At 75.4% G+C, this 18,999-nt stretch carries 20 protein-coding genes; 8 read left to right on the top strand and 12 right to left on the bottom strand.

The window, feature by feature from the left end; all coding sequences use genetic code 11:
- Positions 1-9: 9 nt before the first annotated feature.
- Positions 10-1,113, bottom strand: coding sequence for a 2-aminoethylphosphonate--pyruvate transaminase (locus LPC08_RS06035; protein WP_230451813.1), 1,104 nt, complete (start codon positions 1,111-1,113; stop codon positions 10-12).
- A 77-nt stretch (positions 1,114-1,190) separates the two neighbouring features.
- Complete coding sequence (locus LPC08_RS06030) at positions 1,191-1,811, bottom strand: DUF1194 domain-containing protein (RefSeq protein WP_230451812.1); 621 nt, start codon at positions 1,809-1,811, stop codon at positions 1,191-1,193.
- 98 nt (positions 1,812-1,909) lie between these two features.
- On the opposite strand from LPC08_RS06030, the gene LPC08_RS06025 reads away from it, so the two are divergent.
- The gene (locus LPC08_RS06025; protein ID WP_230451811.1) at positions 1,910-2,221 is read left to right on the top strand and encodes a hypothetical protein; all 312 of its coding nucleotides are present in this window, start codon (positions 1,910-1,912) and stop codon (positions 2,219-2,221) included.
- Between the two features lie 48 nt (positions 2,222-2,269).
- Here LPC08_RS06025 and LPC08_RS06020 read toward each other — a convergent pair whose 3' ends face one another.
- A complete protein-coding gene (locus LPC08_RS06020; protein ID WP_230451810.1) occupies positions 2,270-2,800 on the bottom strand; it encodes a gamma carbonic anhydrase family protein in 531 nt (176 codons plus the stop codon).
- Positions 2,801-3,104: 304 nt separating this feature from the next.
- On the opposite strand from LPC08_RS06020, the gene LPC08_RS06015 reads away from it, so the two are divergent.
- The 3 genes from LPC08_RS06015 (at position 3,105) to LPC08_RS06005 (ending at position 6,079) form a co-directional block, all read left to right on the top strand.
- Complete coding sequence (locus tag LPC08_RS06015; protein WP_230451809.1) at positions 3,105-3,827, top strand: YoaK family protein; 723 nt, start codon at positions 3,105-3,107, stop codon at positions 3,825-3,827.
- 79 nt (positions 3,828-3,906) lie between these two features.
- Complete coding sequence (locus tag LPC08_RS06010; RefSeq protein WP_230451808.1) at positions 3,907-4,278, top strand: DoxX family protein; 372 nt, start codon at positions 3,907-3,909, stop codon at positions 4,276-4,278.
- Between the two features lie 19 nt (positions 4,279-4,297).
- Positions 4,298-6,079 carry a monovalent cation:proton antiporter-2 (CPA2) family protein gene (locus tag LPC08_RS06005; RefSeq protein ID WP_230451807.1) on the top strand — a complete coding sequence of 594 codons (1,782 nt, stop codon included), beginning with the start codon at positions 4,298-4,300 and terminating at the stop codon, positions 6,077-6,079.
- A 21-nt stretch (positions 6,080-6,100) separates the two neighbouring features.
- On the opposite strand, the gene moaB is transcribed toward LPC08_RS06005, so the two are convergent.
- The 5 genes from moaB to LPC08_RS05985 all read right to left on the bottom strand — a co-directional run bounded on the left by moaB (position 6,101) and on the right by LPC08_RS05985 (position 9,712).
- Positions 6,101-6,640, bottom strand: coding sequence for a molybdenum cofactor biosynthesis protein B (gene moaB / locus LPC08_RS06000; protein WP_230451806.1), 540 nt, complete (start codon positions 6,638-6,640; stop codon positions 6,101-6,103).
- 82 nt (positions 6,641-6,722) lie between these two features.
- The gene (locus LPC08_RS05995) at positions 6,723-7,817 is read right to left on the bottom strand and encodes a toxic anion resistance protein (RefSeq protein ID WP_230451805.1); all 1,095 of its coding nucleotides are present in this window, start codon (positions 7,815-7,817) and stop codon (positions 6,723-6,725) included.
- Positions 7,814-8,533 (bottom strand): hypothetical protein, encoded by a 720-nt coding sequence (locus tag LPC08_RS05990; protein WP_230451804.1) that lies wholly within the window; start codon positions 8,531-8,533, stop codon positions 7,814-7,816. Before LPC08_RS05990 ends, LPC08_RS05995 begins: the two co-directional genes overlap by 4 nt.
- On the bottom strand, positions 8,533-8,667 hold the full coding sequence (locus LPC08_RS26065) for a hypothetical protein (RefSeq protein WP_255702302.1): 135 nt from the start codon (positions 8,665-8,667) through the stop codon (positions 8,533-8,535). Before LPC08_RS26065 ends, LPC08_RS05990 begins: the two co-directional genes overlap by 1 nt.
- A gap of 115 nt (positions 8,668-8,782) precedes the next feature.
- Positions 8,783-9,712 (bottom strand): FkbM family methyltransferase, encoded by a 930-nt coding sequence (locus LPC08_RS05985; protein WP_230451803.1) that lies wholly within the window; start codon positions 9,710-9,712, stop codon positions 8,783-8,785.
- A 116-nt stretch (positions 9,713-9,828) separates the two neighbouring features.
- On the opposite strand from LPC08_RS05985, the gene LPC08_RS05980 reads away from it, so the two are divergent.
- Together LPC08_RS05980 and LPC08_RS05975 are read left to right on the top strand one after the other, a co-directional pair.
- The gene (locus tag LPC08_RS05980; RefSeq protein WP_230451802.1) at positions 9,829-11,337 is read left to right on the top strand and encodes a YifB family Mg chelatase-like AAA ATPase; all 1,509 of its coding nucleotides are present in this window, start codon (positions 9,829-9,831) and stop codon (positions 11,335-11,337) included.
- A gap of 67 nt (positions 11,338-11,404) precedes the next feature.
- Positions 11,405-12,604 carry a YbfB/YjiJ family MFS transporter gene (locus tag LPC08_RS05975; protein WP_230451801.1) on the top strand — a complete coding sequence of 400 codons (1,200 nt, stop codon included), beginning with the start codon at positions 11,405-11,407 and terminating at the stop codon, positions 12,602-12,604.
- 414 nt (positions 12,605-13,018) lie between these two features.
- Here the strand turns inward: LPC08_RS05975 and LPC08_RS05970 are convergent, their stop codons facing one another.
- Complete coding sequence (locus LPC08_RS05970; RefSeq protein ID WP_230451800.1) at positions 13,019-13,942, bottom strand: LysR family transcriptional regulator; 924 nt, start codon at positions 13,940-13,942, stop codon at positions 13,019-13,021.
- 130 nt (positions 13,943-14,072) lie between these two features.
- Here LPC08_RS05970 and LPC08_RS05965 point away from each other — a divergent pair, with 130 nt between their 5' ends.
- Entirely contained in the window at positions 14,073-15,065 is a 993-nt protein-coding gene (locus LPC08_RS05965) for a Bug family tripartite tricarboxylate transporter substrate binding protein (protein ID WP_230451799.1), read from the top strand.
- A gap of 13 nt (positions 15,066-15,078) precedes the next feature.
- Complete coding sequence (locus LPC08_RS05960) at positions 15,079-16,149, top strand: Ldh family oxidoreductase (protein ID WP_230451798.1); 1,071 nt, start codon at positions 15,079-15,081, stop codon at positions 16,147-16,149.
- Between the two features lie 23 nt (positions 16,150-16,172).
- Here LPC08_RS05960 and LPC08_RS05955 read toward each other — a convergent pair whose 3' ends face one another.
- The 3 genes from LPC08_RS05955 to gluQRS are packed head-to-tail and all read right to left on the bottom strand — an operon-like array spanning position 16,173 to position 18,949.
- Complete coding sequence (locus LPC08_RS05955) at positions 16,173-17,276, bottom strand: anhydro-N-acetylmuramic acid kinase (RefSeq protein ID WP_230451797.1); 1,104 nt, start codon at positions 17,274-17,276, stop codon at positions 16,173-16,175.
- A 58-nt stretch (positions 17,277-17,334) separates the two neighbouring features.
- Positions 17,335-18,018: a ribose-5-phosphate isomerase RpiA gene (gene rpiA / locus LPC08_RS05950; protein WP_230451796.1), complete on the bottom strand. Its 684-nt coding sequence runs from the start codon at positions 18,016-18,018 to the stop codon at positions 17,335-17,337.
- A gap of 58 nt (positions 18,019-18,076) precedes the next feature.
- The gene (gene gluQRS, locus LPC08_RS05945) at positions 18,077-18,949 is read right to left on the bottom strand and encodes a tRNA glutamyl-Q(34) synthetase GluQRS (protein ID WP_230451795.1); all 873 of its coding nucleotides are present in this window, start codon (positions 18,947-18,949) and stop codon (positions 18,077-18,079) included.
- Positions 18,950-18,999: the final 50 nt, after the last annotated feature.

The raw sequence follows: 18,999 nt of genomic DNA, 5'->3' as shown, positions 1-18,999 counted from the left end.
GCCCGGGCGTCACGCCGCCCGGCGCACCCCCAGCTCGGCCAGCGCCTCTCCCATCGCCACGACCGCGCCGCGCATCTGGTCGGGGGTGACGGCACCGATGCAGCCGATGCGGATGGTGGGCTGCTCCGTCGTGTAAAAGTTGGAGATCAGCACGCCGCGCCGCTTCAGCGCGTCCACGAAGCCCTGGAGGTCGAAGCCCGGCGGCTGGCGGAAGGTGGCGATGATCGGCCCCTGGTGCTCCGCATCGAGATACGGCTCCAGCCCCAGCGCCGTCGCGCCCTCGATCAGGATGCGCAGGTTCTCGCGGTAGCGGGCGAGGCGCGCGGGCTGGCCGCCCTCCGCCTCGTACAGCCCCATCGCCACCCCGAAGGCATGCAGCGCCTGCACCGGCGGGGTGAAGCGGTAGGAGCCCCAGCCCGCGCGCTCGGCATGCAGCAGGACGTCGCCCAGGTCGAAGGACCAGGAATTGGCCTTGCCCGCCCGCTCCCGCACCCGGTCCACCGGGCAGACGGCGAAGCCGATCCCCGGCATCCCCTCCAGGCACTTGTTGGAGGTGAAGGCGACCGCGTCCACCTCCGGATGCTCCGACAGGGTGAAGGGCAGCGCGCCGAAGGCCGAGACGGCGTCGAGGATCATCCGCCGCCCCGCCGCCCGCACCACCGGCCCGATCGCGGCCGGGTCGTTCACGATGCCCGTGCCCGTCTCGCTGTAGACCATGACCCAGTGGCTCGCCTCGGGATGGGCGGCCAGCGCCGCCTCCGCCTCGGCCGCCGTCACGCCGCGGGTGTCGGGCACGGAGACGGGGATCGGCCGCCGCCCGGCCTCGCGCCCCAGCCGCTCGATCCGCCCGGCATAGGTGCCGTTCATCGGCACCAGGTAGGCCCCGCCCTCCGGCACGAAGGTGCGGATCGCCGCCTCCATGATGAAGTGCCCCGCCCCCTGGAGCGGCAGGGTGGCGTGCACCCCGGGGACACCGCCGGCGATGGCCGTCACCGTCTCGCGGATCGCGGCATACTCGGCGCGGAACTCCATGTCCCAGGGCGCGATGTCCACGGCCATGGCGGCCCGGGTGCGCGGGTCGGTCTGGACCGGGCCTGGGGTGAGGAGAAGCATGCGGGCGAACCTCCGGGAGCGGCGCGGCAAACTGCACCCGGCGCGCCGCCGGGGGAACCCCGGGCGGGCCGGCCGCGTCAGGCGGAGACGCCGCCCTGGATCTCCCGCAGCAACTTGCGGGCGATGGCCGCCGCGAAGTCCCCGTAATCGGCGCAGGTCATGGCGAAGGCACCGGGACCGCCGATCACCTCCGCCTGGTAGTGCGCCAGCAGGTCGGGCTCCTCGTTCAGCACGGCCAGCCCGTTGATGGTCACCCCCGCCGCCACGGCCAGGTCCCGCACCGGGCCGGAGGGCCGCCCCGCATTCCCTGCGCCGTCGCCCGAGATGTCGAGCACCAGCCGCTCCGCCGGGGCGTCGTAGCGGCCCAGCAGGGCGAGGCCGGCCGCCATGCCCTCCCCCAGCGCGGTCGCCCCGGCGGGCGGCAGGCGCGGCGCCATGTCCATCGCCCCGGCCAGGGCGGCCGCGGCGGCGGCACCGTCCACCACCTGCCATGGCACGGCCACCGCCTGCGCCCCCGGCCCGGACCATTGCACCAGGCAGACGGCCACGGCGCCGCGCGGCCCGGCGGTGGCGGCGGCCAGGATGCCCTCCTCCCGCCAGGCCGCCGCCAGGCCGCCCATCATCAGCCCGAACTCGTCGAAATCGACCGAGGCGGAGACATCCACGGCGAGGCAGAGCGCGAGGTCGACAGGCTGCATCGGCACAGCTCAGCACGATCCGCCCGGCCGGGACGAGGCGCCGGGGCCTCCCGGCACGTTAACCGATCCTTCACCTTTTCCGGCGAAGGATGCGCGCGATGCGCGCCGCCCTGCTGTCCGGCCTGTTCCTGCTCTGCGCGGCCCCGACTGCCCAGGCCGACGGGCTGTGCACCGCCCGCTTCGCCCAGAACGACCCGCTGCCCCTGGAACACCGCTTCGCCGCGATCCTGGCCGGCGGCGGCTGTCGGTCGGGCGACCTGCTGCACCTGGTCTTCGAGGGCGCGTCGCACGGTGCCGCGGCGGCGGCCGCGCGCCACTGCCGCTTCGACCACCCGGTGCTGCTGCAGGCCGGGGCGGAGACGCACCTCGTCTGCGTCTGGCACGGCGCGATGCGCGAGCTCCGCGAGTGAGGCCGGGCCGGAGCGGCCCTGCCGCGCGGGGCGGCGCCGCGCCGCGCCTCAGCCGACCTGCCGCAGGCCCTTCGCGAAGCGGCGTGCGTTCTCCACGTAGTACGCGGCCGACTGCCGCAGCCCGGCGACGGCCTCCTCGCCCAGGACACGCACCGCGCGCGCCGGGGCACCCACGATCAGCGAGTTGTCCGGAAAGACCTTGCCCTCGGTGACCAGGGCGTTCGCGCCGACCAGGCAGTTGCGCCCGATCACGGCGCCGTTCAGCACCGTCGCGCCCATGCCGATCAGCGAGTTGTCGCCCACCGTGCAGCCGTGGAGGATCGCGTGGTGGCCGACCGTGACCCCCTCCCCCACCGTCAGGGGAAAGCCTTCATCGGCATGCAGCATCGCCCCCTCCTGGATGTTGGTGGCGGCGCCGATGGCGATGGGCACGTTGTCGCCTCGCAGCACGGCGCCGAACCAGATGCCGACATCCTCGCCCAGCGTGACCATGCCGATCACATGCGCGTCCGGCGCCACCCAGTAGCGGCCCTCGGCCGGCAGGCTGGGACGGTGATCGTCCAGGGCATAGATCGGCATGGCGGCGGCTCCTCCCGTTCGGGTCCGGGCGCTGTTGTGCCAGGGCGGGCCGGCCCTGTCTTCCCGCGCCGCCCCATCCCGGCCCGGCATGGCTGACGGGCGGATCGCGCCGGCCCCGGCCCCTGGTTCCGCCGGCCGCGGGGGTGCACACGGGACGGTGGCCGGCATGCCGCCGGCGGCAGCGGATTCGGCGGGGTCGCGGGGCGTGGCGCGCGTGGGGTGCAGCAGGGACGAGGACCGGATGCCTGGCCGGGGCTCCCCGCCGCTGCCTGCCTGCCGCTCCCCCGGCCGCTGAAGCCCGGGCATGCGCGGCCACCCCCGCCACCACGTCGCCGCCGCCTTCCTGCTCGCGGCCGTCGCCGGCTTCGTGGACGGCATCGGCTTCCTGCACCTGGGCGGCATCTTCGTCTCCTTCATGAGCGGCAACTCGACCCGGCTCGGCGTGGAGATGGCGGCCCTGGACGGGCCGGGCGCCCTGCGGATCGCCGCCATCCTGCTGACCTTCGTGATCGGCGCGGGGCTGGGCTCGCTGGTCGGGCGCCACGGCCAGCCGGGGCGGCGGCGGCACGTGCTGGTGCTGGTGGGCGTGCTGCTGCCCCTCGCCGACCTGCTGCACATGGCCGGCGCGGGGATGCCGGCGATGGTCGCGCTGGTCCTCGCCATGGGCGCGGAGAACGCCGTCTTCCAGCGCGACAGCCACGACCCGGGCATCGCCCTCACCTACATGACCGGCGCCCTGGTGAAGGTGGGCCAGCGCCTGGCCGCCGCGCTGAGCGGGGGGGACCGCTGGGCCTGGGTGCCGAACCTGCTGCACTGGCTCTCCCTCAGCCTCGGCGCGCTGTGCGGCGCCCTCGCCTATGGCCAGTTCGGGCTGCACGGCCTGTGGCTGGCGAGCGCCGTCGTGCTCGCCCTCGCCGCGATGCGGCCGCCGCCGCGCCCGGTACGCCTGCGGGTGCGGGCCCGCGTGCGGGTGGCACGCCGCGCCGCCCGGCGCGCCCCGGTGCCGGCATCGAAGCCGCGCGCCTGATCCGGGGGTTCGGCGCGGCGGCCGTACCACCCTATGCTGCGCCACGGGGACCGGTTCGGCCCTGCCTGGGGAGACCGGGATGGACAGCCTCGCCCTCTACGTCGCCGCGCGGGCCCTGCTGGCCAGCCTCTTCATCACGCTGGGCGCGCAGCGGCTGGCCGCCGCGCTCGGCGGGGCCGGCACGGCGCCTGCACCGGGCCGCCTGGTCTTCGGCACGCTGGAGTTGCTGGCGGGGCTGGCGATCCTCATCGGCTGGCAGGCCCGCTGGGTGGCGCTGCTGATGGCGGCCGTCCTGGTGGTGGACGCCCTGGCGGCGCATCCCTTCTGGCAGTCCGACCCGCCGGCGCGGGAGGAGCAGAGGCTGCACTTCGTGAAGAACCTTGCGATCAGCGGCGGCCTGCTGCTGCTGGCCTGGGCCGAGACGGTACGCTCCGTCTTCCGCCACCCCTGAAGGACGAGGAGCGACGAGCATGGCGGCGGAGGGCACGGGCAGCGAGCTGGTGCAGGTGGTGGCGCTGCTGGGCGCGGGGGTGGTGGCGGTGCCGCTGTTCCAGCGTCTGGGGCTGGGCTCCGTGCTCGGCTACCTGGCGGCGGGGCTGGCGATCGGGCCCTTCGGGCTGGGGCTGTTCAGCGACCCGCAGGCGATCATCCACACCGCCGAGCTGGGCGTGGTGATGTTCCTCTTCGTCATCGGGCTGGAGATGCAGCCCTCCCACCTCTGGCACCTGCGGAAGGAGATCTTCGGCCTGGGGGTGGCGCAGGTGGCGGCCTGCGGCCTGCTGCTGACCGGGCTGCTCATGCTGTTCGGCCTGTCGCCCGCCATCGCCTTCGTGGGCGGGATGGGCTTCGTGCTGACCTCCACCGCCGTGGTGATGCAGGTGCTGGAGGAACGGCGCGAGGTCGGCAGCGAGCCCGGCCAGCGCGTCGTCTCCATCCTGCTGCTGGAGGACCTCGCCATCGTGCCGCTGCTCGCCGCGGTCACGCTGCTCTCGCCGGATCACGGAGAGGCGGAAGGCTCGCGCTGGGTGACCATCCTGGTGGCCGCCGGCTCGCTCGCCGCGCTGCTCGCCGCGGGGCGCTGGCTGCTGAACCCGCTCTTCCTGCTGCTGGCCGAGTCCCGCGCGCGGGAGGTGATGACGGCCGCGGCGCTGCTGGTCGTGCTGGGCGCGGCACTCGCCATGCAGCTCGGCGGGCTGTCCATGGCGATGGGTGCCTTCCTGGCGGGGGTGCTGCTATCGGAATCCTCCTTCCGGCACCAGCTGGAGGCGGATATCGAGCCCTTCCGCGGCATCCTGCTCGGCCTGTTCTTCATGGGCGTGGGCATGTCGATCGACCTGGCCCTGATGGCCCGGCAATGGCCGCTGATCCTCGCGGGCACCGTGGCGGCCATGGCGGTGAAGGGCGCGGGCATCTACGCCGTCGCCCGCCTGTTCGGCGCCGGCCGCCGCGAGGCCGCCGACCGCGCCGCGCTGATGGCGCAGGGGGGCGAGTTCGCCTTCGTGCTCTATGCCGGGGCGACCAGCGCCGGCGTGCTGCCGCCAGGGGAGAACGCGTTGCTCACGGCGAGCGTGATCCTGTCCATGGCGCTGACGCCGCTGGTGACGATCCTGGTGCGCCGGGCGCTGGCACGGCGCGGCCCCTCGCTGGAGGGGGTGGAGGAGGCGCGCGACCTGAAGGCGAACATCCTGATGATCGGCTTCGGCCGCTTCGGGCAGGTCGCCAGCCAGGCGCTGCTCGACAACAGCTGCGCCATCACGATCATCGACAGCAACCCGAACGCCGTCCGCGAATCCCGCGACTACGGCTTCAAGCTCTACTACGGTGACGGCACGCGGCCGGAGGTGCTGCACGCGGCCGGCGCCGGGACGGCGAAGGCCATCCTCGTCTGCGTCGACGACAAGGCGGCCGCGACCCGGATCACCGAGCTGGTGAAGGCGGAGTATCCGCGCACGCCGCTGCTGGTGCGGGCCTATGACCGGCTCCACGCCGTGGAGGTGGCGCATGCCGGCGCCGACTATCACATCCGTGACACGTTCGAATCCGCCATGCGCTTCGGCGAGGAGGCGCTGCGCCGGCTGGACCTGGACGAGGACGCGATCGCCGAGACGATGGAGCGCACCCGGCGGCGCGACGAGGAGCGGCACGAGCTGGAGCTGGTCGGCGGCCTCGAGGCCGGGCGCCGGCACATGCTGGGCAACACGATACGGACGGAGCCGGCGGAAGTGACAGGCCCCGCCGCGCCGGGCAGCTGATCCCGCGCGGGGCGCCGCCGCTCAGGCGGCGCGCAGGTGCTCCTGCAACCGGGGCATCAGCTCCACCAGGTTGCAGGGCTTGTGCCGGACGTCGAGCTGGAAGCGCAGGATGTCGTCCCAGCCGTCCTTCACCGCGCCCGTGCTGCCCGGCAGGGCGAAGAGGTAGGTCCCGCCCGCCACGCCGCCGAGGGCGCGCGACTGCATGGTGGAGGTGCCGATCTTGGCGTAGCTGAGCATGCGGAACAGCTCGCCGAAGCCCTGGATCTCCTTCTCCAGCACGCGGGCGAAGGCTTCCGGCGTCACGTCGCGGCCGGTGATGCCCGTGCCGCCGGTGGTGATGCCGACATCCACCTGCGGGTCGGCGACCCAGCGGCGCAGCACCGCCTCGATGGCGTCGGGATCGTCGCGCACGATCTCCCGCCCGGCGAGGCGGTGGCCGGCCGCCTCGATCCGGTCGGCCAGCGTCTGGCCGGAGCGGTCCGAGGCCAGGTCGCGCGTGTCGCTCACCGTCAGCACGGCGATGTTCACGGGCAGGAAGGTCAGGCTCTCGTCGATCGGCATCGCAGGCTCCGGCAGGTTCGGCGCGGGGAGCGGGCGCACCCCTCCCCCGCGGCGGTATCGGTCGCGGCCGCCGGCCGCGCGGTCACAGCCCGCTGGGCGGGGTGGCCGGGGCCGGGGGCGTCACGTCGACCCGGGCCGCCAGCAGGGCGCGGCGGATCTCCGCCTCCGCCCCCTCCAGCTCGCGCGTCGCGGCGGCGCGCTGGGCGCGGCCCTCCTGGGCGATGCGCAGCGAATCCTCGATGGTGCCGACCAGCGCGGCATTGGCCTTCTTCAGCGCGTCGAGGTCCACCACGCCACGCTCGATCTGCTGCCGTGCCTGGGCATTGCCCTGGCGCAGCGCCTCGGCATTGGCGGTCAGCAGCTTGTTCGTCAGGTCGGTCGCCGCCTGCACGGCGCCGCTGGCCTCGCGCATGCGGTGGATCGCCAGCGCCTGCGCCAGCTGCGAGCGCCAGAGCGGGACGGTGTTGGCCAGCACCGAGTGGATCTTGGCCGCCAGCGCCTTGTCGTTCTCCTGGATCAGCCGGATGCCGGGCAGCGCCTGCATCGCCACCTGCCGCGTCAGGCGCAGGTCGTGGATGCGGCGGTCCAGGTCGTCGCGCGCGGCGCGCAGGTCGCGCAGACGCTGCGCCGCCAGCGGGTCGCGCGCCGTCTCGGCGGCCCACTCGGCCTGCGGCACCGCCTCGCGGTCGGTGCGCGCCAGCACCTGCTCGCCCGCCTCGATATGCTCGGCCAGGGCGTGGAACCAGTCGAGCGTGGCGCCGTAGAGCCGCTCCAGCCGCTCCACATCCTCCAGCAGCCGGGTGCGGTGCTCCTGCAGCCGGTCGCCCGCCGCCTCCACCTGGCCGCGCACGGTCTCGTACTTCTGCAGGATCTGAAGCGTGCCGCTGCCGCCGCGCCCCAGCAGCCGCGCCACCAGCCCCGGCTTCTCCTCCCCGGCGCCCGGGTCGAAGCCGCGCAGATGGGTCAGCAGGCCGGACAGCGCGTCCCCCGCCTCGCCGGTCGCATCGTTGCGCGCGGCGCCCAGCATGGCGTCCGCCGCCGCGGCGGCCTTGCCCTGCGCCTCCTGCCCGAAGCGGATGATCGAGGCCGGGTCGGACAGGTCGATGCGCGCCGCCAGGTCGGCGACGCGCGGGCTCGGGCTGCCCTGCGCCCGCGTGGTTTCCACCGGTTGGCTCATGCCACGCCCTCCTCCCGCAGCCGCTGTCGCAGCACGTTCACCTGCACCTCCAGCGCCTCCGTCTCCGCGGCGCGCATCCGCGCGGCGGCGTCGCGCGCCGCCCGCTCCACGTCGCCGACGGCGTCGTTCAGCCCGGCCGGCGGCTCGGCCCCGCGGGCGAGGCGCTGGGCGATCCGCTCCAGCCCGTCCAGCCCGACCACCAGGATGCCGCGCGCGTCGCCCGCCTGGGCCGGGCGGAGCCGCATCTCCTCCAGCAGCTCGCGCAGCGCCGCCACGGCGCCGGTCATGCCCGGCCCGGCCGAGGCGCCGAGCGTGCCCAGCCGCGCGCGGAAGCCCTCCAGCGCCGGGTCGCCCGGCATGGCGACGGGCGCCGGCGGCGGGGGCGGCGGCTCCGGCAGGAAGCCGTAGGTCCAGCGGGCGCCGACGAAGGCCGCGAGCGCCAGCACCAGCGCGCCCACCGGCCCGGTGCCGGCGGCCATGTTCGCGGCCAGCGCCACGCCCAGGGCGAGCACGAAGGCCGCCTTGCGCGAATCGCCGTGGCGGCCGCGGCGCAGCAGGTAGACGGTGGCGCCCACCCCGGCCATCCCGGCGATGACGCCCGTGATGGTGCGCGACTGGCCGCTGGCCAGGGCCAGGAACAGCGCCGGCAGGAAGGGCAGCGCGAAGACCGGCAGGGCGAGGCCCCGCAGGGCGCGGGACAGCGAATCCGGGTGCATCAGCGGAACAGCCGGCCGATGGCCTGCAGGAAGGAGAAGAAGGAGACGAAGCCGACGCTGCCCAGCATCAGCGCCGCGCCAAGCAGGCGGCGGGCGGGGAAGTCGGCGGAGGTCAGGGCGTGGAGAGGCTTCATCGTCCCCGTCAGATGCGGGCCGCATCGGTTCTCTTCAAGCGGTGGCCGGGCCCCGGCGGATGGGCGGGACCGAGGAGCCCTCTCCCGCGGAACGGGCGGGCGCGACGCGGCTGCGTCAGGCCCTTGCCAGCACCAGCATCCAGTCCTCCAGGCTCTCGCGCGCCAGGATGGCGTGCCGGTCCACCGGTTGGACGCCGCGGGCGAGGTCGATCTGCCCCATCGAGAAGCCGTGCTCCTCGATGCTGGCGAGGAAGCCCCCGGGATCGGCGTAGCGGTGCCGGTTGAACTCCAGGAAGATCGCCAGGGGCTGCCGCCGCGCCAGCACGCCCCGCATGCCGCGCCAGACATCCTGCTCGGCGCCCTCGACGTCGATCTTGATGAAGTCCACCGGGCCGTCGCCGACGATCTCGTCCACCGTGGCCGTGCTCACCGCGCCCTTGCCGCCGCCCGGGACGACGTAGCCGTTCTGCGGCAGCCCCTCCGGCACGTGCAGCGTCACCGGCTGGCCGCTGACCGCGCCGAGCGGCCGCGTGTGCAGCACCGCCCGCTCGGTGAAGCCGTTCACCGCCAGGGATTGCCGCAGCAGCCCCGCGAGCCGCGGATTCGGCTCCACCGCGTGGACGCGGCCCTGGGCGCCCACCAGCTCCGACAGCAGCAGGGTGAAGTAGCCGAGGTTGGCGCCGACATCGACGACGGTCATGCCGCCGCGGACGAAGCGCACCATCGCCTCCGTCACCCACATCTCCCAGTAGCCGTCCAGCATCAGGTGGACGGAGAAGCCGATGTCGCGGGTGTCGACGAAGATCTTGTAGCGCCCGAGGGCGCGGCAGAGCGCCGTGTCGCCGCCCAGCGGCACCGTCTGGCACAGCGCGCGGATCTCCGCCTCGCAGGCCACCCGGCGCTGCGGGTCGAGGCGCCCGAGGTCGAAGAGCGGCAGGGCATGCGGCCCCTCGCCCCGGACCCGGCCGCGCGGACGCGGCCGGTGCCCCAGCCCCATGCCGCCGGCCAGGAAGCTGGATGGTTTGAGGAAACGAAAATCCGCCATGTCACTCCCCCGGCCCGGGGGCACCCTAGATCGCACCCGGTGGCCTCGCCAGGGGCCCGCCCGCGGTTGCGTCACCCCCGGTTGAGGGGCCCCGTGGCGTCCTCTACCCTCGCGGGATGGCCCTTGCGCGCGTCGCCACCTTCGCCTTCAGCGGCATCGACGCCATCCTGGTCGAGGCGCAGGTGCAGATCGCCGCCGGGCTGCCAGCCTTCACCGTCGTCGGCATGCCCAGCAAGGCGGTGGCGGAGAGCCGGGAGCGGGTGCGCGCGGTGCTGGGCAGCCTGGGGCTGGCGCTGCCGCCGAAGCGGGTGCTGGTGAATCTGGCCCCGGCCGACCTGCCCAAGGAGGGCACGCATTTCGACCTGCCCATCGCCCTCGCCCTGCTGGCGGCGATGGAGGTGCTGCCGCCCGACGAGATGCTGGGCTTCGCCGCGCTGGGCGAGCTGGCGCTGGACGGCAAGATAGGCCCGGTCCCCGGCATCCTGAACGCGGCGCTGGCCGCCGGCGAGCGCGAGCTGGGGCTGATCTGCCCGGCGGCGCAGGCGCCGGAGGCGGCCTGGGCGGCCAGCACGGAGGTCCTGGCCGCGCCCGACCTGCCCGCGCTGGTGGCGCATTTCCAGGGGCGGCAGATCCTCTCCCCGCCGCCGCCGCCCGAGGTGGCCCGCCCCGCCACGCGCGGCCCCTGCCTGTCCGAGGTGCGGGGGCAGGAGAGCGCCAAGCGCGCGCTGGAGGTGGCGGCCGCCGGGCGGCACAACCTGATGATGATCGGCCCGCCGGGCTCGGGGAAATCCATGCTGGCCGCGCGCCTGCCCGGGCTGCTGCCGGACCTGACGCCGATCGAGGCGCTGGAGGTCAGCCAGGTCCACTCCGTCGCCGGCCTGCTGGAGGGTGGCCGGATCAGCGCCCGCCCGCCCTTCCGCGACCCGCATCACTCCGCCTCCCAGGCGGCGCTGACCGGCGGCGGGCCGAAGGCGCGGCCGGGGGAGATCAGCCTCGCCCATCGCGGCGTGCTGTTCCTGGACGAGCTGCCGGAATTCCCCCGCCCGGCCCTGGAGGCGCTGCGACAGCCGCTGGAGAGCGGCCGCGTCGTGCTGAGCCGTGCCAGCGCCCACATCACCTACCCGGCCCGCGTGCAGCTCGTGGCGGCGATGAATCCCTGCCGCTGCGGCTACCTGGGCGCGCCGCCGCGCGAGTGCGGCCGCGCCCCGCGCTGCGGCGAGGAGTACCGCGACAAGCTCTCCGGCCCGGTGCTGGACCGGCTCGACCTCACCGTGGAGGTGCAGCCGATCGCGCCCTCCGAACTGGCCCGCGCGCCCCTGGGGGAGCCCAGCGCGGCGGTGGCCGCCCGTGTCGCCACCGCGCAGGAGCGCGCCCGCGCCCGCTGGGGCGGGTCCGGCCCGCGCAGCAACGCCGAGGCCCCGCTGGAGGCGCTGCAGCCCGCCACCGCGAGCGAGGCGATGACCCTGCTGGAGCAGGCGGGCGAGCGGCTCGGCCTGTCCAGCCGTGGGCTGATCCGCACGCTGCGGGTGGCGCGCAGCATCGCCGACCTGGCCGGTGCCGTGGTCGTCGCCCGGGCCCATGTGGCGGAAGCCCTGGCCTACCGCCCCCGCCTCGCCCCCCGCTGAAGGGGGCCGCGCCGCCCCCGCGCGCCCCCCTGGGCACCGCCACGCGGCCGGTGCAGAGGAGGGGGCGATGCCCACGCCCCCGCCGCCCTCGCCCCGCCGCCTCGCCCTGGGCGGGCTGATCGCCCTCGCCGCCGGGATGGGCATCGGACGCTTCGTCTACACCCCCATCCTGCCGGTCATGGTGGAGGCGCTGGGACTGTCGACGTCCGAGGCGGGGCTGATCGCCTCGGCCAATTTCGTCGGCTACCTCGCGGGCGCGCTGCTGGCGGCGGCGCCACGCCTGCCCGGCTCCCGCCGCACCTGGCTGCTCGCGGCGCTGGCGCTGGGCGGGGGCTGCACCGCGCTGATGGGGGTGACGGCCTCCCTGCCGGGCTTCCTGGCGCTGCGCTTCGCCGGCGGGCTGGCCAGCGCCTTCACCCTGGTCTTCGCCTCGGCCCTGGTGCTGGACCGGCTGGCGGCGCAGGGGCGCAGCGGGCTGGCGGCGCTGCACTTCGCCGGGGTGGGCTGCGGCATCGCCTTCTCCGCCCTGCTGGTCTCCGGGCTGCTGGCCGGCGGCAGCGGCTGGCGGGGCCTCTGGCTGGCCTCCGGCGTTGCATCGGCCGTCGCGCTGGTGGCGGTGGCCGGTCTGCTGCCGGGCGAGGCCGCATCCCCGCCCGGCGCCGCGCCGCATCCCGTCCCGGCCGCCGCCCCCCTGCCCGCCGGCAGGCGCGGCCTGCCGGCCCTGGCGGGAGCCTATGGGCTGTTCGGCTTCGGCTATGTCGTCACCGCCACCTTCCTGGTCGCCATCATGCGCTCCAGCCCGGACCTGCGTCCGGTCGAACCGCTGATCTGGATGGTGGTGGGCCTCGCCGCCGCGCCCTCGGTGGCGCTCTGGGCCTGGCTCGGGCGCCGTCTCGGCCTCGCCCGGGCCTTGGCCCTGGCCTGCCTGGCCGAGGCGGCGGGCGTGGCCGCCAGCGTCCTCTGGCTGGACGAGGCCGGCGCACTGCTCGCGGCGGTGCTGCTGGGCGGGACCTTCATGGGTATCACCGCCCTGGGCCTCGCGGCCGGCCGGCTGCTGGCCGGGGGCGACCCGCGGCGCGTGCTGGCCCTGCTGACCGCCGCGTTCAGCCTCGGGCAGATCCTCGGCCCGGTCGTGGCCGGCATGCTGTTCGACCGCACCGGCAGCTTCCTCCTGCCCTCCCTGCTCGCCGCCGCCGCCCTCCTGGCCGCGGCCGCCCTGGCGCTGCGGGTGCGGCTGCCGACTGATCCCAACGGCGGGATGACCTGACCCGTCATGCTGTGGTGTTGCGGCGGCGGACCGGGAGGGGACGCCGTCCCCTCCCAGACCCTCCCCTGCCGGGGCCACAAGCGGGCCCCGGTCCCCGCTGGGAGCTGGTTCTGTGCGGTGGGCGTCAGCCTCCGGGCTGAACCCTGACGGAACGCGGACAGGCGGGACTCTGGAAAAGCTTCAAAGGCGTCAGGGAGTGCGGCGGCCGTACCCGCCGAGGAGCCAAGCTCCTCGGCGCATTGACCCCGTCGCACTCATCCGCGCGGCAGCGTCGATTGGGTCCAGGGCCCGCAGGGTCCTGGCGGAGTGGGGGTATCGGGGGCGAGGCAGGGCCTTGCCCCCGGGCCACGAGCGCTCCCCACGCCGGCACGGATCAGGGCATCGCGCCATCCCTATGAGGGCCGCCGGGGTCGGTCAGGGCGCGGGCGTCGGCGTCCCCCGCTCCGGCGGGGCGGGCCACTCCTCCCGCAGCAGCTGCCGCACGGCGGCGCAGGCCGGGTTGGCCGTGTCCTCGCGCCAGGCGAAGACCAGTTCCACCCGGATGGCGGGCTGGGCCGCCAGGGGCCGCAGCGCCACGTCGGACGGGCACAGCCGCGCCGCGGCCTGCGGCACCAGGGCGATGCCCAGGCCGATGCCGACCAGCGGCAGGATCGAGTGCGTCTGGCTGATGTGCTGCACCCGCGACGGCGCGATCCCGGCCGCGCGATAGGCGCCCAGCACCGCATCGTGCAGGTAGCGCCCCTCGACCGGCGGGTAGGTGATCAGCGGCAGCCCGTCCAGCGCCGCCACCGGTACCTCCTGCTCCTGCGTGAGCGGGTGGCCGAGGGGCAGGGCGACCAGCAGCGCCTCCCGCTCCAGCGCCATGCCGCGCAGCCCCGCCTGCCGCAGCGGCGGGCGCAGCAGGCCCAGGTCGAGCTGGCCGGCCTGCAGCGCCTGCACCTGCTCCTGCGTCACCAGCTCGCGCAGGTTCAGCTCCACCTCCGGCAGCCGCGCGCGGATCAGCGCGACGACCCGCGGCAGCACGGCGTAGCCGGAGGCGGCGGTGAAGCCGAGGGTCACCGCCCCGGCCTCGCCCAGCGCCACCCGGCGCGCCGCCTGGACGCTGCCGGCGGCCATTTGCAGCAGCCGCCGCGCCTCGGCCAGGAAGACCGCCCCCGCCGGGGTGAGGCGGACGGAGCGGCTGCTGCGCTCCAGCAGCCGGAAGCCCACCTCGTGCTCCAGCATCTGGATCTGCCGGGTCAGCGGCGGCTGAGACATGTGCAGCCGCACGGCGGCGCGGTGGAAGTGCAGTTCCTCGGCGACGGCGACGAAGCCGCGCAGCTGGGCGAGTTCGAACATCGATCCACAATCCGCATTGAACGATGCGGGATCAAGCTTGGACAGGTATCAGCCTGAGCCCCTAAGCGTGGAGCGCCGCTGGCGGGCCGGGACCCGGCGCCGGAAGGCCGAGAACGGAGGAACGACAAGAATGCAGCGTCGCTTATTGCTGCGCAGCGCAGCCCTGGCCCTTCCCGCCCTGTCGCCGCTCGCCGCCCCGGCGCTGCGGGCCCAGGGGTCCGGTTCGGGCTTCGACCACAGCCTGCGGGTCGTCGTCCCCAATGCCCCCGGCGGTACCAGCGACATCCTGGCGCGGCTGATCGCGCCGGAGCTGACGCGCGTGCTCGGCCAGCCGGTGGTGGTGGAGAACCGCGCGGGCGCCGCCGGCAACATCGGCGCCGACGTGGTGGCGAAGAGCCCGCCCGACGGACACACGCTGCTGCTGATGGACATCTCCACCCTGGCCATCAACCCGAGCCTGTTCCCGCGCATGCCCTTCGACGTGCAGCGCGACCTGGCGCCGGTGACGATGCTGATCTACGCGCCCTACCTGCTGGCGGTGAAGAACGCCCTGCCCGCGCGCAACGCGACGGAGCTGGCGGCGGCGGCGAAGGCGCAGCGCGGCGGGCTGAACATCGCCAATTCCGGGATCGGCAGCCTGACGCACCTGACCTCGGTGGAGATCGCGAGCCACCTGGGGGTCGAGGCGACCACCGTCCCCTATCGCGGCGGCGCCCCGGCGCTGCTCGCCGTCGCCAATGGTGAGGCGGACATGATCATCAACGGCGCCACCGCCACCCTGCCCTTCGTCAACAACGGCCAGATCCGCGCCCTCGCCGTCTCCGGCCCGAAGCGCCTGCCCGCCCTGCCGGAGGTGGCGACCTTCGCCGAGCTGGGCTGGCCCATGGCCGATGCCGGCACCTGGCAGGGGGTGATGGTCCAGGGCAACACCCCACGCCCGCTGGTGCAGAAGCTGGAGGCCGCGCTGCGCGAGATCCTGGCACAGCCGAACATCGCCTCGCGCCTCGGCGACCTGGGCGGCGAGGCGAAGACCGAGGGGCCGGACGCCTTCCGCACCTGGCTCGCCCGCGCCACCGACGAGTTCGGGCGCGTGGTGAAGACCCACAACATCCGCCCCGAGTGAGCGGCGAGGCCCCGTGACGACATCCGATCCCGCACGCCTGCCCGCCGGGGCGCTGACCCGCCTCGCCGCCGACCTCTTCGCCGCCGCCGGGCTGGACGCCGGCAAGGCGGAGAGCATGGCCCGGCTGCTGGTGCTGACGGACATGATGGGCCGCCAGACCCACGGCCTCGCGCAATGCGCGACCTACCTGGCCGAGGTCGAGGCGGGGCGCATGGCCGGCACCGGCGAGCCGGAGGTGCTGCGCGACACGGGCGGCACGCTGGTCTGGGACGGGGGCTACCGCCCCGGCCTGTGGCTGGTCGAGCGCGCCATGGCCGAGGGCTTCGGCCGCGTGGCCACGCACGGGACCTTCACCCTGGCGATGCGGCGCAGCCACCACATCGGCTGCCTCGCGGCGCTGGCGAAGCAGGCGACGGATCGCGGGCTGTTCGTCATGCTCGCCTCCTCCGGCCCGCACAGCCGCATCGTCGCGCCCTTCGGCGGGCGGGAGGCGCTGTTCAGCCCCAACCCCTTCGCCGTGGGCTTCCCGGCCAGCGACTTCCCCGTGCTGGTGGACATCTCCGCCTCGATCACCACCGTCTCCATGACGCGGGAGAAGGCGAAGGCGGGCGTGCTGTTCGACCATCCCTGGCTGCTGGACAGCGCGGGACGGCCGACCCGGGACCCGACGGTGATGGAGCGGACCGGCCCCGACCGCGGCAGCCTGATGCTGCTGGGCGGGACGGAATCCGGCCACAAGGGCTTCGGCCTGGCGCTGATGGTGGAGGCGCTGACCCAGGGCCTCGCCGGCCATGGCCGGGCCGACGCGCCGACGCGCTGGGGGGCCAGCGTCTACCTCCAGCTCATCGACCCGGCCGCCTTCGCCGGACGGGAGGCCTTCGCGGCGCAGATGGACTTCCTGATCGACCGCTGCCACGCCAACCCGGCGATCGACCCGGACCAGCCCGTGCGCCTGCCGGGCGAGCAGGCGGCGCGCCGGATCGCCGAAGCCGAGGCGCAGGGCGTGCCGGTCCGCGAGGGCACCCGCACCGCCCTGCGCGACGCGGCCCGGCGCCTGGGGGTGGAGGCGGCGATCCTGGGCTGAGCAGCAGCCCCGGCGGCGGGGGCTCAGCCCGCCGGGTGCAGCCGCCCGCCCGGCATCGGGTGAGGCACCCCCGTGGTGGCGGGCAGGCTGAGCGGCAGGCCACGCGCCGCGCGCACGGCGAGGTAGGCGAAGCACTGCGCCTCCAGCGCGTCGCCGTCCCAGCCCACCGCCTCCACCGGATCGACCGGCACGCCGAGCCGTTCGCGGAAGCGTGCCATGAAGAAGCGGTTGTGCCGGCCGCCGCCGGTCACCAGCCAGCGGCGCGGCGGGACGGGCACGTGCTCCAGCGCGGCCGCCACGGCTTCCACGGTCAGCGCGGCCAGGGTGGCGGCGCCGTCCGCGTCGGAGAGCGGCGCCACCGCGGCGACGAGGCCGTGGAAGGCGTTGCGGTCGAGGGATTTCGGCGGCATCCGGCGGAAGAAGGGCTGGCGCAGGACGTCCCGCACCACCGCCGCATCCGCCGTGCCGGCGGCCGCCAGCGCGCCGTCCGCGTCGAAGCTCTGGCCGCGCCGCTGGCGCACGAAGTCGTCCAGCAGCGCATTGGCCGGGCCGGTGTCGAAGGCGATCAGCGAATCGCCGTCGATCCAGGTGACGTTCCCCACCCCGCCGAGGTTCAGCACCATCAACGGCCCGTCACGCTCGCCGGGCATCCCGGCGGTGAGGGCGCGGTGGTAGAGCGGCGCGAAGGGGGCGCCCTGCCCGCCCGCCGCGACATCGGCATGGCGGAAGCGGTCCACGACGGGGATGCCCAGCCGACGCGCGGCACGGTCGCCCAGCACGAGCTGGCGGGTGAAGCGCTCCTCCGGCCGGTGCAGCACCGTCTGCCCGTGCAGCCCGACCAGCGCGACGGCGCCACGGTCGAGCCCCGCATCGCGCAGGAAGTCCTCGACCGCCGCGGCATGGGCGTCGGTCACGGCCGCCTCCAGCTCCGGCAGCGGGTCGTGGCGGGCGCGTTCCGGATCGGCCAGCAGGTCGAGCAGCGCCGCCCTGGTCGCGGCCGGGTAGGCGTAGCCGCGCGCGGGACCCGGCTCGACCCACGCCTCGCCGTCGGTGCGCAGGAAGGCGACGTCGATGCCGTCCATCGAGGTGCCGCTCATCACCCCGATCGCGCCGACCCGCTCCGCCATCGCCTGCCTCCGCCCGTGCCGCGCCGTTGTCGCGGGTCGCCGGCGCGGCGGCAATCCTTCAGGGCAGGCGGCGGAGCCCCGCCGCCGTGCCGATCAGCGCCTCGTTCGCCAGGCCCAGGAACAGCCCGTGCCCGACGACGCCGGTGAGCGCCTTCAGCGACCGGGCCAGGGGTTCCGGGTCGGGGATGGTGCCACAGGCGGCGTCGTAGATCAGGTTGCCGTTGTCGGTGACGAAGGGTCCTTCCACGCCGCCGCGCAGCCGCAACTCCGCCTCCAGGCCGCACGCCCGCACCACCGCCGCGATCCGCGCGGCGGTGGTGCGATGGGCGAAGGGCACCACCTCGACCGGCAGCGGGACGGCGCCGAGGGCCGTCACCCGCTTCCCCGAGTCGGCGACGACGACGCAGCGGTCGGAGGCCTCCCAGACCAGCCTCTCCCGCACCAGCGCCCCGCCGCCGCCCTTGAGCAGCGCGAGGCCGGGTGCGATCTCGTCCGCCCCGTCCACGGTGAGGTCGATGCGGCCGACCGCCTCCGGCGCCAGCAGCCGCAGCCCCAGCGACTCCGCCAGCCGCGCCGTGGCGCGCGAGGTCGGCACGCAGGCGATATCCAGGGCACGCCGCGCCAGCGCCACGACGAACCACCGCGCCGTGGAGCCCGTCCCCAGCCCGACCACCATGCCCGGCGCGGCCAGCCCGGCGGCGGCCTCGCCCGCGATCCGCTTCTCCGCCTCCGTATCGGCCATGGCGCCCCCCTCGCCGCAGCAAAGCACGCGCGGGCGCGCCCGTGTCAGGGGCCGGGTGTCAGGGGCCGGCGCCGTCCGGCAGCCCCGCCATGGCGCGGACCTCCGCCGGGCTGCGTCCCGCCGCGCGCAGCTCGCGCAGGGCGGGCGCGCCGTCCCGCTTGGCCAGGCGCCTGCCGTCCGGGCCGAGCAGCAGCGGATGGTGCGCGTAGCGCGGCGCCGGCCAGCCGAGCAGCCCCTGGAGCAACCGGTGGATGTCGGTCGCCGCGCGCAGGTCCGCGCCGCGCGTCACCAACGTCACGCCCTGGAGCGCGTCGTCATGGGTGACGCAGAGGTGGTAGGAGGCGGGCGCGTCCTTGCGCGCCAGCACCACGTCGCCGAAGCGCCCCGGGTCGCAGGCGACGCGGCCCGCCCCCTCCTCCTCGTAGTCCGGCGGCCCTCCCGCCGTCGCCAGCGCCGCCGCCATGTCCAGCCGCAGCGCATGCGGCTCGCCTGCCGCCAGCCGGGCGGCCCGCACCCCCGACGGCAGACGTCGGCAGGTGCCGGGGTAGACGGGGCCGTCGGGGCCCATGGGGGCGAGGTGCGGGGCGTGGCCACTGGCGGCGATCTCCCGCGCGATCTCCGCCCGGGTGCAGAAGCAGGGATAGAGCAGCCCCCGCGCCGCCAGCCGGTCCAGCGTGGCGGCATAGTCCGGCAGGTGCTCCGACTGCACCCGCACCGGTCCGTCCCAGTCCAGGCCCAGCCAGGCCAGGTCCTCGGCGATCGCCGCGCGGTATTCGGGGCGGCAGCGGGTAGGGTCGATGTCCTCGATCCGCAGCAGGAAGCGCCCGCCCGCCGCCCGCGCCGCGCGCCAGCCGCGCAGGGCGGAATGGGCGTGGCCCAGATGCAGGAAGCCGGTCGGGCTGGGCGCGAAGCGGGTAACGATGGACGTCATCGCGCCCTCCGGTTAGCGGAAGCCCCCCGGCACAGGAAGGACGGCGCAGG

The organism is Roseomonas sp. OT10 (genome assembly GCF_020991085.1).
In the GTDB taxonomy this organism is placed as follows: Bacteria; Pseudomonadota; Alphaproteobacteria; order Acetobacterales; family Acetobacteraceae; genus Roseomonas; species Roseomonas cutis.
This window is presented reverse-complemented; position numbering and strand designations above follow the sequence as displayed.

Excerpts from the sequence above, each read along its gene's own strand:
- LPC08_RS06035 (WP_230451813.1), bottom strand. The coding sequence starts at position 1,113 with ATGCTTCTCCTCACCCCAGGCCCGGTCCAGACCGACCCGCGCACCCGG.
- LPC08_RS06030 (WP_230451812.1), bottom strand. The coding sequence starts at position 1,811 with ATGCAGCCTGTCGACCTCGCGCTCTGCCTCGCCGTGGATGTCTCCGCC.
- LPC08_RS06025 (WP_230451811.1), top strand. The coding sequence starts at position 1,910 with ATGCGCGCCGCCCTGCTGTCCGGCCTGTTCCTGCTCTGCGCGGCCCCG.
- LPC08_RS06020 (WP_230451810.1), bottom strand. The coding sequence starts at position 2,800 with ATGCCGATCTATGCCCTGGACGATCACCGTCCCAGCCTGCCGGCCGAG.
- LPC08_RS06015 (WP_230451809.1), top strand. The coding sequence starts at position 3,105 with ATGCGCGGCCACCCCCGCCACCACGTCGCCGCCGCCTTCCTGCTCGCG.
- LPC08_RS06010 (WP_230451808.1), top strand. The coding sequence starts at position 3,907 with ATGGACAGCCTCGCCCTCTACGTCGCCGCGCGGGCCCTGCTGGCCAGC.
- LPC08_RS06005 (WP_230451807.1), top strand. The coding sequence starts at position 4,298 with ATGGCGGCGGAGGGCACGGGCAGCGAGCTGGTGCAGGTGGTGGCGCTG.
- moaB (WP_230451806.1), bottom strand. The coding sequence starts at position 6,640 with ATGCCGATCGACGAGAGCCTGACCTTCCTGCCCGTGAACATCGCCGTG.
- LPC08_RS05995 (WP_230451805.1), bottom strand. The coding sequence starts at position 7,817 with ATGAGCCAACCGGTGGAAACCACGCGGGCGCAGGGCAGCCCGAGCCCG.
- LPC08_RS05990 (WP_230451804.1), bottom strand. The coding sequence starts at position 8,533 with ATGCACCCGGATTCGCTGTCCCGCGCCCTGCGGGGCCTCGCCCTGCCG.
- LPC08_RS26065 (WP_255702302.1), bottom strand. The coding sequence starts at position 8,667 with ATGAAGCCTCTCCACGCCCTGACCTCCGCCGACTTCCCCGCCCGCCGC.
- LPC08_RS05985 (WP_230451803.1), bottom strand. The coding sequence starts at position 9,712 with ATGGCGGATTTTCGTTTCCTCAAACCATCCAGCTTCCTGGCCGGCGGC.
- LPC08_RS05980 (WP_230451802.1), top strand. The coding sequence starts at position 9,829 with ATGGCCCTTGCGCGCGTCGCCACCTTCGCCTTCAGCGGCATCGACGCC.
- LPC08_RS05975 (WP_230451801.1), top strand. The coding sequence starts at position 11,405 with ATGCCCACGCCCCCGCCGCCCTCGCCCCGCCGCCTCGCCCTGGGCGGG.
- LPC08_RS05970 (WP_230451800.1), bottom strand. The coding sequence starts at position 13,942 with ATGTTCGAACTCGCCCAGCTGCGCGGCTTCGTCGCCGTCGCCGAGGAA.
- LPC08_RS05965 (WP_230451799.1), top strand. The coding sequence starts at position 14,073 with ATGCAGCGTCGCTTATTGCTGCGCAGCGCAGCCCTGGCCCTTCCCGCC.
- LPC08_RS05955 (WP_230451797.1), bottom strand. The coding sequence starts at position 17,276 with ATGGCGGAGCGGGTCGGCGCGATCGGGGTGATGAGCGGCACCTCGATG.
- rpiA (WP_230451796.1), bottom strand. The coding sequence starts at position 18,018 with ATGGCCGATACGGAGGCGGAGAAGCGGATCGCGGGCGAGGCCGCCGCC.
- gluQRS (WP_230451795.1), bottom strand. The coding sequence starts at position 18,949 with ATGACGTCCATCGTTACCCGCTTCGCGCCCAGCCCGACCGGCTTCCTG.